Below are 12,376 nucleotides of genomic sequence, written 5' to 3'. Positions count from 1 at the left end.
TTCGCGCCAACCCACGCTAGTGGCAGCTCCGCGCTGTTTCCACCGCAGCCGCAACTGGGTACCCGGTACGCCCGCAACCGGCTCGGCACACCGGTCAGGAATCGAGAAGCGCCGGGCACTACCCGGCACATAGCGTTGGTGCCATGAACACCACCACTGCACAGATCACCATCGACTCCGTCCTCCTCGAGGTGCCCGACGCCACCGCCGCCGCCGCCTTCTACGCCGCCGCGTTCGGTCTGGGCGACAAGCTCCGCTTCCGCACCTCCGAGGCACCGACCAGCGGTTTCCGCGGCTACATCCTGTCGCTCGTGGTGTCGCAGCCGAGCACCGTCGACAGCCTCATCGGCACCGCGGTCGAGGCGGGCGCCACCACGGTGAAGCCGGCCAAGAAGAGCTTCTGGGGTTACGGCGGGGTCATCCAGGCGCCGGACGGCGCCCTCTGGAAGATCGCGACCTCCGCGAAGAAGGACACCGGCCCTGCCACCCGCGAGGTCGACGATTTCGTCGTGCTGCTCGGCGTGGACAACGTCAAGGCGACCAAGCAGTTCTACGTCGACCACGGCCTGACCGTGGCGAAGAGCTTCGGCAGCAAGTACGTCGAGTTCGATGCGCCGGCCGCCGCGATCAAGCTCGCGCTCTACGGCCGCCGTGCCGCCGCCAAGGATGCGGGCGTCCCCGAGGAAGGCACCGGCTCGCACCGCTTCGCCATTGTCAGCAACGCCGGCCCGTTCGCCGACCTCGACGGATTCGCCTGGGAGAAGATCTGACCGGCGCTGAGATGTAGGCCACGTCGGTGCCGTCTCGGCTTGCCACTCGGCCATGGGCGGCGAGTACGGTTGTTCGTGCTGAGCGATAGCTGAGCACCGACGCACGGGCAATGCCGCCCGGCCGGTGCCGCCCGAGATCCTTCCTCGAGGGTCCGTCCTCTCCCCTGACTCGACCCTGCTCGCTCGGTTGTGTCCAGTGGGGCACGATCATGAACGGAGCACCCCTCGTGACCATCGCGCAACGAACGAGCAGTGCCGACGGGACTGTCCTGTCCGCACTAAAAAGTCCGACGCGGCTGCGCATCGAGGTATTGGCCGGGCTGGTCACCGCGCTGGCGTTGATCCCGGAGGCCCTCTCGTTCTCCATCCTCGCCGGGGTGGATCCGAAAGTGGGACTGTTCGCGTCGTTCACCATGGCGGTCACGATTGCGATCACCGGTGGCCGGCGCGCGATGATCTCCGGGGCGGCGGGTTCGACGGCGTTGGTCGTCGCGCCGGTGGTCCAGGAGCACGGGCTGCACTATCTGATCGCGACGGTGTTGCTTGCCGGGGTGTTTCAGATCGCGATGAGCGTGGCCGGGGTGACGAAGCTGATGCGGTTCATCCCGCGCAGCGTCATGGTCGGGTTCGTCAACGCGCTCGCGATTCTGATCTTCAGTGCTCAGCTGCCGCATCTGCTCGGGGTGCCGTGGCTCGTCTATCCGATGGTCGCGGCCGGACTGCTGATCATCGTGTTCCTGCCCAAGCTCACCACTGTCGTGCCCGCGCCGCTGGTGGCGATCGTCGTGCTCACCGCGGTGGCCCTGGCGTTCGGCCTGGATCTGCCCACGGTCGGCGACGAGGGTGCGCTGCCGTCCAGCCTGCCGACACTGATGTTCCCGGACGTCCCTTTCACCTTCGACACCTTCGCGATCATCGCGCCCTACGCGCTGGCGATGGCCCTGGTCGGCTTGCTGGAGTCCCTGATGACGGCGAGCCTGGTCGACGACATCACCGACTCGCCGTCGAACAAGACGCGGGAATCCTGGGGACAGGGTGTGGCGAATATCGTGACCGGCTGCTTCGGCGGGATCGGCGGCTGCGCCATGATCGGCCAGACCATGATCAACGTCAAGATCGCGGGCGCGCGCACCCGCATCTCCACCTTCCTGGCCGGCGTCTTCCTGCTGATTCTGGTCGTCGCACTGAGCGATCTGGTCGCGCGCATCCCGATGGCGGCGCTGGCCGCGGTCATGATCATGGTGTCGGTGACGACCCTCGATTGGCATTCGGTCGCGCCGAAGACGTTGCGGCGCATGCCGATCGCCGAAACCCTCGTCATGGTGCTCACGGTCGTCGTCACCGTGGTGACCGCCGACCTCGCCATCGGCGTCATCGTCGGCGTGCTCACCGCCATGGTCGCCTTCGCGCATCGCGTCGCCCACTTCACCGAGGTAACCGCGGTCCCCGACGCCGACATTCGCACCTACAAGGTGCGCGGTGAACTGTTCTTCGCCTCCAGCAACGACCTGGTCACCCAGTTCGACTACGTCGGCGACCCGGACCACATCGTGATCGACATGAGCGACACCCACATCTGGGACGCCTCCACCGTCGCCGCCCTGGACGCCATCACTCACAAATACCGTGCCAAGGGCAAGCAGGTGGAGATCATCGGGCTCAATGCGGCGTCGCGAGAACGGCATGAACGGCTCAGCGGCCACGTCGCGCTCTGACGCCTTTGCCGTTATCGGCTCGGCTGGGCCAAGACGCGGAGTAGGCCAAGATGCCGAAGGCGAGGATGGCGGCGGCCGTTCGGACGGCGTGCGCGAGCTGCCAGCGGTCCCGCACCTCGGACCAGTCGGCGGGCGGGGACTGGGCGTTCCATTCGAGCTGGTCGGCGTTGATCGGCAGGTTGATCAGCAGCGTGAGGCCGAAGACGAAGACGAGTAGCGCGAGTGCGGACACGGTCGGCCATCGGGTGTTCGTTCGGTAGGCCCATACCGCCGTGCTCAGCACCGCGGGTAGCAGCGTGGCGACGGCCAGCTTGTCCAGCGAATCGAGCTCGACCAGCCTGACCTGCGTGTAGACCGTGGCATCGAATCCGCGCAGGGAGAGCTCCAGAATTGCTACGCCGGTGAGAAATCCGGCGAAAAGCCCAGCGAACAGCAGGCTGGCGAAGCGGGCGTAGTTCATGACCATGCCCCCGTGTGGTCGGCGACCCAGGTGGCGAAGGTACGGGCGGGGCGGCCCAGGATCGTGCCGATCTCGGTGCTGACCGCCGCCGGCCGCGCCAGCTCGCGCTGGTAGCGCGCCATCAATGCCCGAACGAACCGCTCGTCGAGGCCATTTCGGATCATGGCTGCGGCCGCCAGGTCGGCCGGGACCTCCTCGAACCGCAGCGGCCTGCCGATCGCCGCGCCGACGATCGGCACCATCTCGTCGAACCTGAGGGCCGCTGGTCCGGTGATGGGGATTCTTCTGCCGAGCAGTGAATCGTCCACGAGCGCACGGGCGATCACCTCGGCGACGTCACGTTCGTGGATCACCGCCTCGGCGAAGCCGGCGTACGGACCTCGGATGGTGTCGCCGAGGGCGACCTGACCACGCCACATCCCGAGCGTGTTCATCGCAAAAGAGCTGGGCCGCACCGCAACCCACGGGAGGTCGCTGTTCGTGACGGCACGCTCCACCTCGGTGTTACGGTCGCCGTTGCAGCGCGAGGGTTGGTGATCGGGGTTGTCGTCGACGTTGATCGCCGACATGACGACCACTCTTCGCACGCCTGCGTCGGCGGCCAGTCGCAAGAGTTTCTCGGTATCGTTTCCGGCGGCGCGGGGATGGACGAAGAACCCGTGAACACCGCGCACTGCCGATCGAATCGCCTCGGGCGCAACAGTTTCCACGCTTTCTGGGAACCCTGCTTCCGCTGGAGAGCGGGTCACCGCCCGAACCTCGACGCCTTCCGATAGCTGTGCTTCAACGAGTGGGCGTCCGATGACGCCGGTCGCTCCGGTCACCAGGTACATGATGAGTCCATTCGAGAGTCAGATAGTACGAAAACCGTAACATATCGATTCGGTACTCATATCATATGAGCTTCGTAACATCCTGTAGGGCTGATGAATTCTTTTGAAAGCCAACGCGATCAAGACCGCTCAGCGGAGAACTCGTCGAGCCCCTCCTCGACTGATAGCCATCCGCTCTGAGCGGGAGTAGGGTGGTGTCCGTATGTCCGTGAGTCGAAAAAGGTGCCGCGGATGCATACCGGTCGCCTCGATTCGACCGGACCAGGAGACTCCGATGGCCGCTACGTCGCACCCCGGTGGCCCCATCAATACGCCGCCCCGGAACCGGACCCCTCGCCGGTCCCTGCGCCTCGAAGCCGAATTACCCATCGACTCGACCGAATTCGCCGACCTCGACGCCCGCCTGGTCCGCCACCTCTTCGACGTAGGCCTACGCCTACACCACCTCGAAGAAGCCTTCGACCACCCCGACCCCACCCCCCAACACTTCCGCACCGCAGGCGCCCAGATCCAAGAACTCATCGACGACCTCGACGGCCTCATCCGCGACACCGGCCTAGCCGTCCTCGCCCGCCTCTCGGGCAAAACCCGCTGAACGTCTCACCCGCAACGAACGCGGATACCTTCGTGGAAACCCGTCGCAGATGCGCCACCCGTACCCCCGAAGTGATTCCATGCGGTAGCTTTTCAGAGTCGGTGTGGCGTCCCGAGCGGGCGCCGCCGAAGGGGTTGTCGGGGTCGCGGCGATGTGGAAGGGGGTCGTGATAGAGGGGCGATGACCTGCATGGGCGCTGCGGTGCGGTACCCCCGATCGGGGGAGCCAGGGTGGCGGCGCCGCTAGTACCCTGAAGTGGGACTCGATACCGGATTGCCTGCGCCGTGGCCGTGACTGCACTTGGCTGCGCGGCGTATCGGAAGCATGTGAAACCCGGGAGGGGAATCTATGACCAGTGGGGGCAATGTCGGTTCCGTCCGGGCGGGAACCCTATCCGCACCGAACTTCACGGGCTCGCCGTCGTACTGTTCGAAGATTGTCGAACTGCCGATCAGCGAGCTACTGCCGTCGGATTCGCCGCCACGGTCGGCGGGCGAGAACACCGATCACACCCGCATACTCGCCGAGTCGACGACCGCGCTGGCGCCGATTGTGGTGCGCCGCGCGACGATGCAGGTTGTCGACGGCTGGCATCGACTGTGTGCGGCTCGGCTGCGTGGCGAAAAGACCATCGCCGCAGTGTTTTTCGAGGGCGGTCCCGAGGAAGCGTTCGTGCTGGCGGTCAAGCTCAATACGGCGCACGGCCTGCCGCTGTCGCTGGCCGAGCGGAAGGCCGCCGCGCTCCGGATCCTGATGTCGTATCCGGACTGGTCGGATCGAGCGATCGCCGCCATCGCGGGTGTTTCGCCCAAGACCGTCTCCGCCATCCGCAAGCGGTCGACTGTGGAAGTTCCACAGTCGACCGGTCGGATCGCTCGCAACGGTGTGCGGCACCGGTCCGGACCGCAGGGCCGCCAACGCGCCGCCGAGATGTTCACCGCCGACCCCACCGCGTCGGTGCGGAAAGTGGCTGTGGCAGCGGGCATCTCGGTCACCACCGCCAAGGATGTGCGCAAACGGCTGCACAGTGGCGAGAATCCGGTGCCGCTGCGCCGCTCGGCGCGGCGTTCGACGGCTACACCCGAACCCGCCGAGCGGTCCGATACCCGAACTCCGGCCCCGCAGCGGGTGATCACAGCGGAGATGCTGCAGCAGCTGCGCAAGGATCCGTCGCTGCGTTTCTCCGAAACAGGGCGAAAACTGCTGCGGTGGCTGGAGTTTCCGTTCGATGACGACATCGAATGGGACGACGTCGTCGGCAATGTTCCGAGTCACTGCGCGCCGCGCGTCGCCGAGCTCGCCCGACGGCGCTCCCAGGACCTGCAACGCCTGGCACAGCGGCTCGAGCAGCACACCCGCGGCGCCTTCTCCGCGTAAGAGTCTTCGACGGCCGAGCCCCGCCGATCAACCCACATGCGCTTCGAAACCACTGCCATGCAGAGTCTTCCGCGGGCCGGCACCAGCGCGGCAGCGGGCACAAGCGCCAGCACAAGAGGAGACTCCAGCAGCCCCGACAGCTTTCCATCGGTCGTTGCTCGAGCCTAAGATTACGCCTTCGCCGCCGTATCCCAAACCCCTACCGCGCCAACCGCTTAGGCGATCACACCCGCCATCGTCAGCGTTGCACCGAACTCCGGCAAAAACTTTCACCGTTCTTGTGCACGCCTCCCCCACCCGCTAGCGTTGAGTTCGAGGATATTACCGCGGATTCTGAAGTGGTAAACAGGGCTCCAGCTGATCGACGGGGGTTCTATTCATGCAGCAAAGCCGCCCACGGGGGCGAGTATTGCGAATTCGCAACCGACGATTCACTCGGCATGCACACCGAGGGACTGGCCCCGAGGGGCAGGAGGCGTAATGAGCCGGAGCTCGCCCACCGACAATTGTGAACATTACCGATGCGTGGGAATCGGTATCGGACCAGCAAACTTGAGCCTGGCCTCATTACTGTACGAACAGCCTGACGTGTCGAACTGTTTCTTCGAGAAGCGGCGCGACTTCCGTTGGCACGACGGGCAACTCCTCCCCAACACCTCGCTCCAGGTCTCCATGCTCAAGGACCTGGTCAGCCTCTCCGACCCGACAAACCGCTTCTCTTTCCTGTCCTATCTCCATGCTCAGGGCCGGGTCTACCACTATCTCAACGCGCAATTCGATGCGGTGCCGCGCAGCGAATTCCGAAACTACCTCGAATGGGTCAGCTCGAAGAACGAGAACCTGATTTTCGGCGAAGAGGTCCGTTCCATAGAATTCGATGACGTCTTCCTGCTACGCACCGGCAACCGCGCGGTGAAGGCCGACAACGTCGTTATCGGGGTCGGCCGCAAACCTTATGTTCCGCCGGTGGCCGAAAAACTGCTCGGGCCGACCCAGTTCCATATCAGCGAATTCGCTGACAAGGCAGTCGGACTCGCGGGACGACGAGTGTGGGTGATCGGCGGCGGCCAGTCCGGCGCGGAAGCATTTCTCGAGCTGATCTCCCGTCCGCGCAGCGAACTGCCGCGCCGGGTCGGCTGGATATCCCGGCGCCGCAACTACTTTCCGTTGGACGACTCGCCGTTCACGAACGACTTATACATGCCGGGCTACTCGGAGTACTTCGCCGGCTTACCCGGCGCGTCCCGGGACGTGCTCAACGCCGCCCATGTGCTGACCAGCGACGGCATCTCCGAGGCGACGCTGCGCGAGATCTACCAGCGCATCTACCTGCACCACTTCGTCGACGGTGCCACCGATCTGGTCGCCCTGTACCCGAACCGCGACGTGCTGGGCGTGTCCGGCGACCCCGACTCGGGCTGGGACATCACCTTCACGCACAACGACCAACCTGGTGTGGACGAGCATGCCGAGGCGGATGTGATCGTCTGGGCGACCGGTTTCCACGCCGACGACATGGAGTTCCTGTCCCCCGTCGCGGACCGGCTGGAGCGCGACCGCGACGAATACAAAATCGACTCGGATTTCGCCGTGTGCTGGGACGGCCCCGCCGACCGAAACATTTTCCTGCAGAACGGCGCCCGCCGACAGCGCGGCCTGGCCGACGCCAATCTGAGCCTCGTCGCCTGGCGCAGCAAACGGATAGCCGATCGCCTGCGCGGCATCCGCTCCGACGACCCGCACGATTCGTTTCTCGAATGGTCGGCCAAGGCTCCCGACGACCGGAGCGTAGAGCGATGACGAACAACACCGTCGCCGTCGTGGGCGCGGGCATCGTCGGTTGTCTCGTTGCGCGCGAGGTGATTTCACGCGCCCCCGATACCCCCGTCGTGGTGTTCGACCGGGATGGGATCGGCACCGGGGCCAGCAGACGCTCCGCAGGTCTGCATTTCCCGCGCGGCGCAACCGACCGAGTGCGGCAGATGACCGCGTACAGCCACGATTTCTACGAAGACCTCGCCGCGAAACATCCTGCCCTGCCGATACATTCGCTCGGCATGACCGTGGTGGCGACAGCGACCGCTGCCCAACTGAATGAGGTCTATCTCGACCGTGCCGCACTGACACCGACGGAAGCGGTGCCCGCGGACATCCGGTTGACTCAGGGCGCCCGCGCCTGGCACGGCAACGGATGCCACTACGCCGACGTACCCGCGGTCGCGCAGGCGGTGGCCCGCGAACTGCGTCCGCACGTCACCTTCCGGGAAGGCGTGCGCGTCACCGCCGTCGAAGACGCGGGCTCCGAGGTGCTGATCCGGCTCAGCACCGGCAAGACATGCACGGCCGGACGCGTGGTGCTGGCCCCCGGCCCCTGGCTGGCCGATCCAGCATGGCGCGACCTCGTCGCCCCCCTGCACGCGCGCGTCAAGAAGGTCGCCGCGATCCACATCGAACAGGAGCCGAGGCGCGACGACGGCGTCATCGTGTTCCAGGACGAAGACGCCTTCCTGCTGCCGCTGCGCCACAGCAGGCACTGGTTGTTCAGCTACACCCACCAGGAGTGGGATGTCGACCCCGACACCGTGTCCGACGGGCTCGACGAAAAAGTTCTCGACGCGGCCCTGCCCCTGCTGCACCGGTACTCACCCGCACTGGCCGAACGCGCCGCAGGCGGCCGCGTGTTCTGCGACGCCTACAGCGCCGATCGGGAGCCACAGGTGCGCACGCTCGACCCGGCCGGACGGGTGATCTTCGCCGGTGCCGCCAACGGTTCGGGCTACCGGCTCGCCCCGGCGATCGCGGCCGAGGCCGTCGGCCTGCTGCAACTGGACGGGGAGACAACTCAGCCACCGAAGGAGATGAGTCCCGCGTGATCATCAATCGTTTCGACACGGCCGAACTGCACTCCGCATTCGGCATCGACATGAGTTCGATCGACGGATTCGGCTTCGGCGCAGGCTGGGCCCGGGTCCCGGCCGGTAGCCGGTCCGATCCGCACCAGCACGACGAGACCGAGCTGTTCCTGGTGGTCAGCGGGCACGGCGACGTCATAGTGGACGGCGGGCGGCATCCCGTCGCCCCGGGCATGGCCGTGCTGTTCGATCCGTTCGAGACGCACGTCGTCGAGAACACCGGGTCCACCGAGCTGGTGTTCTTCGACCTGTACTGGCGCGATCCGAGCCGAGCCGCCCGCGCGGCGACCGGACGCAGCGACCGGCGGCGTTTCGGCGAGCGGCCGATCTTCGTGTTCTCGACGCCGCCGACTCCCAATGGGGATCTGCATCTCGGGCATCTGTCCGGCCCGTATCTGGGGGCGGATGTCTTCGTCCGATTCCAGCGGATGAACGGTGCGCAGGCCTGGCACCTCACCGGCAGCGACGACTATCAGAGCTACGTGGTCGAACGGTCCAGGCGCGAGGGCAAGGACCCCGCCGCGACGGCGGCGTACTACAGCGCCGAGATCGCCGAAACGCTGCGGCTGATGGACATCGAGCCCGACCAGTACACGGTGACCGACAGGGAGCCCACCTACCGCGCCGGATTGCAGGCGTACTTCTCCCGCCTCGTGAAGTCGGGATCCATTGCGCCGCAAGAAGGTAAAGCGCTCTTCGACGCCACGACGCGCGACTACCTGTACGAGGCCGACGTGACGGGCGGCTGCCCCGGCTGCGGCGCCGTAACCGGCGGAAATATCTGCGAGGGCTGCGGCGAGCCCAATTCCTGTGTCGATCTGGCCGATCCGCAGTCGAAGCTCTCGCAGGAGACCCCGCGAATCGACACGATCACCAGGTTCACCCTTCCGCTGCACGAGTTCGCCACCGAACTCGCGGCACATCACCGGTTGGGCCGCGTTCCGGCGCGGCTGCGCGAACTGGCCGGCCGATTGTTCGCTCGCCCACGACTCGACGTGGCAATGACCCACCCCGCGAACTGGGGTGTGCCGCCCGCCGAGCCCGACGTGGAGAGGCAGGTCATCTGGGTCTGGCCGGAGATGTCTTACGGCTTCCTGCACAGCATTTCGGCGCTGGGCCGTCGCCTCGGCCGGAACTGGCGGGCGGACGAGCCCGAGCAGGACTGGAAGATCGTGCACTTCTTCGGCTACGACAACAGCTTCTACCACTCGATCCTGTATCCCGTGCTGTACCGGCTGGCCTTCCCCGACTGGCAGCCGGATATCGACTACCACGTCAACGAGTTCTATCTCCTGGACGGCGGCAAATTCTCCACCAGCCGACGGCATGCCGTCTGGGGCAAGGAAATCCTGACGCCGGACAGCGTGGACGGGGTGCGCTATTTCCTGTCCCGGACGCGGCCGGAGTCGAGGCGCACCAACTTCACTCGCGAAAGCTATACGGCCGCAGTACGCGACGAACTGATCGGTACCTGGCAGCAGTGGCTCAACGACCTGGGACACCGCATCCAGACGCGATACGGCGGCCACGCCCCGGACGCCGGCATCTGGACCCCGGAGCACACGGCATTCCTCGGTCGGCTGGGCGCGCGACTGTCCGCGGTGACCGCCGCTCTCGGGCCGGACGGGTTCTCGCTCGAGGTCGCGGCCGCAGAGCTGCACGGAATCGTCACCGACACACGCCGATTCGTCGACCAGGAAAGCGCCGTGGCAACGGCCGAGGAGTGGCACGACGAGGCCCGCACCGCAGTGGCGCTAGAACTCGCCGCAGCCCGGTTGCTCGCCCACTGCGCCACACCGCTGCTGCCCCGGTTCGCCGGGCGGCTCGGCGCAGCCCTCGGCGAGGAGCGCCCGAACGAATGGCCGCACACCGTGGAACTCGTGCCTGCCGGAACCCGGGTCGACCTGGTGCGCGAGTTCTTCGCCGAACCATCGGTCGAGGCCGCGGAGCCGGTCGGGGTGGGGAGCGCTTGATGGATTCGGTGATCAACCAGATCGTCGCGACGCCGCCCCCGGCCGGCTACCACGCCACCTTCGCGCGGCTGGGCAAGACGGAATCTATCGAACTGCGCGAACTGGCTGCCGGTGCCGAACGCCTGGCGGTTCGGCTCCGCGAATTGGGTGTGGGGCAAGGGGATCGGATCGGCATCCTCGCTGCGAACTGCCTGGAATGGGTGCTGCTCGATCTGGCCGCGCTGCGGTGCAAAGCAGTGACCGCGGGGCTCGAGCCCGGCAAGTTCGAGCCCGACGAGGCGCTGCTCGCCCGCTACGACCTGAAACTGCTGTTCACCGATCAGCCGTCCACCGCCGCCGGTGTCCGGCCGATCAGCGAGGCGCGCGTGCTCGCCGAACAACCGGCCGACCCCCTGCCCGAGGTCCGGTACTACAGCGAAGAGGCGACGACCCTCAAGTTCACCTCAGGCAGCACCGGCGTGCCGAAAGGCTTGGCGGCCAGCGTCGGTAGCATCGACAGCTCACTGCGCGCCGTCCAAGCAATGTTCGCGCACGGCCCCGGCGACCACCTGTTCGTGTTCCTGCCACTGGCTCTGTTGCAGCAGCGGTACTGGATCTACTCGGCGCTGTGTTTCGGCCACGACGTCACGGTCAGCACCTACGAAGCGGCGTTCACGGTAATGCGACAGGTGCGACCCACCGTAGTGATGGGAGTGCCGGGCTTCTACGAGACCGTGAAACGGCATCTGGCGGCACAGACCGATCCGCAGGTGGCGGCCAAGGAGATGTTCGGCGATCGAATCCGGTACCTGTGGACCGGTTCCGCGCCGGCCGGCCCGGACATGCTGCGTTTCTTCACGAACCTGGGCCTGCCCATCTACGAGGGCTACGGCATGAACGAGACCTGCATTGTCGCCAAGAACTATCCGGGCGCGAGCAAGGAAGGCAGCGTCGGACGCGTCGTGCCCGGCAAAGAGGTGCTGTTCGACGCCGACGGAGCCATCAGTGTGCGCAGCGCTTTCCCGGTGGCGCGGCGGTACGAGTACGGCGCGACCGCGCATTCGATGGGCGCGTTCGCCGCGGACGGCACGGTCCGGACCGGCGATATCGGTTACCTGGACGACGATGGCTTTCTGTATATCCAGGGTCGCGCCGACGACGTGATCGTATTGGCGAACGGCAAGAAGGTCATCGTCCGGCCGATCGAGGAGCGTATGGCCGCGAGTGCGGCGATCGAGCACTGCGTGCTGTTCTGCCCGACGCAGACCCAACTCGTCGCGGTCGTCTCGCCGACCAGCGAACCCGCCGATACAGCGGCGATCACCGAACACCTCGAACGAACCAATCAGGAGCTCGAACGCGATGAGCGCATCGCCAGAGTGGTGATCGCCGAGCCCCGGTTCAGCATCGAAAACGGGCTGCTCAGTTCGCAATACAAACCGAAACGTCGGCAGATCCTCGAACAGTATCGACGGGAAATCGGCGAGAAAGGAAGAACACATGCCTGATCTGGAAAAGGCCGTGCACGACAACTTCCGGAAGGTGATCGCGTCGAACAACGCACCCGGTGAACTCGATCCGGACCTCGACATGGTCGACGACTACGGCCTCACCTCGCTGAACAAGGTCCTGTTCCTGACCGCGGTCTGCGACGACACGGGCATCTCGCTGGCGAGCTTCACCGAGGAGGACGTGGCTGCCATGCGTACCCTGCGCGATGTGACGGCCGCGCTGTCCCGGCACTCCGAAAGTGCGGTCTGAC

At 66.1% G+C, this 12,376-nt stretch carries 11 protein-coding genes; 9 read left to right on the top strand and 2 right to left on the bottom strand.

What is annotated here, in order from left to right:
• The first annotated feature begins 143 nt into the window (after positions 1-143).
• Together NN4_RS23590 and NN4_RS23585 are read left to right on the top strand one after the other, a co-directional pair.
• Positions 144-770 carry a VOC family protein gene (locus NN4_RS23590; RefSeq protein WP_147135316.1) on the top strand — a complete coding sequence of 209 codons (627 nt, stop codon included), beginning with the start codon at positions 144-146 and terminating at the stop codon, positions 768-770.
• A gap of 209 nt (positions 771-979) precedes the next feature.
• A complete protein-coding gene (locus NN4_RS23585) occupies positions 980-2,485 on the top strand; it encodes a SulP family inorganic anion transporter (RefSeq protein WP_147135313.1) in 1,506 nt (501 codons plus the stop codon).
• Here NN4_RS23585 and NN4_RS23580 read toward each other — a convergent pair.
• Positions 2,463-2,945 carry an anthrone oxygenase family protein gene (locus NN4_RS23580; protein WP_222595145.1) on the bottom strand — a complete coding sequence of 161 codons (483 nt, stop codon included), beginning with the start codon at positions 2,943-2,945 and terminating at the stop codon, positions 2,463-2,465. The genes NN4_RS23585 and NN4_RS23580 overlap by 23 nt on opposite strands.
• The gene (locus NN4_RS23575; protein ID WP_147135308.1) at positions 2,942-3,778 is read right to left on the bottom strand and encodes an SDR family oxidoreductase; all 837 of its coding nucleotides are present in this window, start codon (positions 3,776-3,778) and stop codon (positions 2,942-2,944) included. The genes NN4_RS23580 and NN4_RS23575 overlap by 4 nt, the downstream gene beginning before the upstream one ends.
• 274 nt (positions 3,779-4,052) lie before the next feature.
• Here NN4_RS23575 and NN4_RS23570 point away from each other — a divergent pair, with 274 nt between their 5' ends.
• From NN4_RS23570 to NN4_RS23540, 7 genes are all read left to right on the top strand, one after another.
• On the top strand, positions 4,053-4,373 hold the full coding sequence (locus NN4_RS23570; protein ID WP_147135305.1) for a hypothetical protein: 321 nt from the start codon (positions 4,053-4,055) through the stop codon (positions 4,371-4,373).
• Between the two features lie 348 nt (positions 4,374-4,721).
• Positions 4,722-5,750 carry a ParB N-terminal domain-containing protein gene (locus NN4_RS23565; protein ID WP_222595143.1) on the top strand — a complete coding sequence of 343 codons (1,029 nt, stop codon included), beginning with the start codon at positions 4,722-4,724 and terminating at the stop codon, positions 5,748-5,750.
• Between the two features lie 480 nt (positions 5,751-6,230).
• On the top strand, positions 6,231-7,550 hold the full coding sequence (locus NN4_RS23560) for a lysine N(6)-hydroxylase/L-ornithine N(5)-oxygenase family protein (protein ID WP_147135302.1): 1,320 nt from the start codon (positions 6,231-6,233) through the stop codon (positions 7,548-7,550).
• Positions 7,547-8,623, top strand: a complete 1,077-nt coding sequence (locus NN4_RS23555; protein WP_147135299.1) for an NAD(P)/FAD-dependent oxidoreductase — start codon at positions 7,547-7,549, stop codon at positions 8,621-8,623. The genes NN4_RS23560 and NN4_RS23555 overlap by 4 nt, the downstream gene beginning before the upstream one ends.
• Positions 8,620-10,635 carry a class I tRNA ligase family protein gene (locus tag NN4_RS23550; RefSeq protein WP_186818597.1) on the top strand — a complete coding sequence of 672 codons (2,016 nt, stop codon included), beginning with the start codon at positions 8,620-8,622 and terminating at the stop codon, positions 10,633-10,635. The genes NN4_RS23555 and NN4_RS23550 overlap by 4 nt, the downstream gene beginning before the upstream one ends.
• Positions 10,635-12,122, top strand: a complete 1,488-nt coding sequence (locus NN4_RS23545) for an AMP-binding protein (protein ID WP_147135295.1) — start codon at positions 10,635-10,637, stop codon at positions 12,120-12,122. The genes NN4_RS23550 and NN4_RS23545 overlap by 1 nt, the downstream gene beginning before the upstream one ends.
• A complete protein-coding gene (locus NN4_RS23540) occupies positions 12,115-12,375 on the top strand; it encodes an acyl carrier protein (RefSeq protein WP_147135292.1) in 261 nt (86 codons plus the stop codon). Before NN4_RS23545 ends, NN4_RS23540 begins: the two co-directional genes overlap by 8 nt.
• Position 12,376: the final 1 nt, after the last annotated feature.

Origin of the sequence: Nocardia ninae NBRC 108245, assembly GCF_007990755.1 — a bacterium.
Classification (GTDB): Bacteria; Actinomycetota; Actinomycetes; order Mycobacteriales; family Mycobacteriaceae; genus Nocardia; species Nocardia ninae.
The sequence above is the reverse complement of the archived record's forward strand: the minus strand, read 5'-3'. Positions and strand labels throughout refer to the sequence as shown.

Excerpts from the sequence above, each read along its gene's own strand:
- NN4_RS23570 (WP_147135305.1), top strand. The coding sequence starts at position 4,053 with ATGGCCGCTACGTCGCACCCCGGTGGCCCCATCAATACGCCGCCCCGG.
- NN4_RS23580 (WP_222595145.1), bottom strand. The coding sequence starts at position 2,945 with ATGAACTACGCCCGCTTCGCCAGCCTGCTGTTCGCTGGGCTTTTCGCC.
- NN4_RS23565 (WP_222595143.1), top strand. The coding sequence starts at position 4,722 with ATGACCAGTGGGGGCAATGTCGGTTCCGTCCGGGCGGGAACCCTATCC.
- NN4_RS23555 (WP_147135299.1), top strand. The coding sequence starts at position 7,547 with ATGACGAACAACACCGTCGCCGTCGTGGGCGCGGGCATCGTCGGTTGT.
- NN4_RS23590 (WP_147135316.1), top strand. The coding sequence starts at position 144 with ATGAACACCACCACTGCACAGATCACCATCGACTCCGTCCTCCTCGAG.
- NN4_RS23575 (WP_147135308.1), bottom strand. The coding sequence starts at position 3,778 with ATGTACCTGGTGACCGGAGCGACCGGCGTCATCGGACGCCCACTCGTT.
- NN4_RS23560 (WP_147135302.1), top strand. The coding sequence starts at position 6,231 with ATGAGCCGGAGCTCGCCCACCGACAATTGTGAACATTACCGATGCGTG.
- NN4_RS23540 (WP_147135292.1), top strand. The coding sequence starts at position 12,115 with ATGCCTGATCTGGAAAAGGCCGTGCACGACAACTTCCGGAAGGTGATC.
- NN4_RS23545 (WP_147135295.1), top strand. The coding sequence starts at position 10,635 with ATGGATTCGGTGATCAACCAGATCGTCGCGACGCCGCCCCCGGCCGGC.
- NN4_RS23585 (WP_147135313.1), top strand. The coding sequence starts at position 980 with ATGAACGGAGCACCCCTCGTGACCATCGCGCAACGAACGAGCAGTGCC.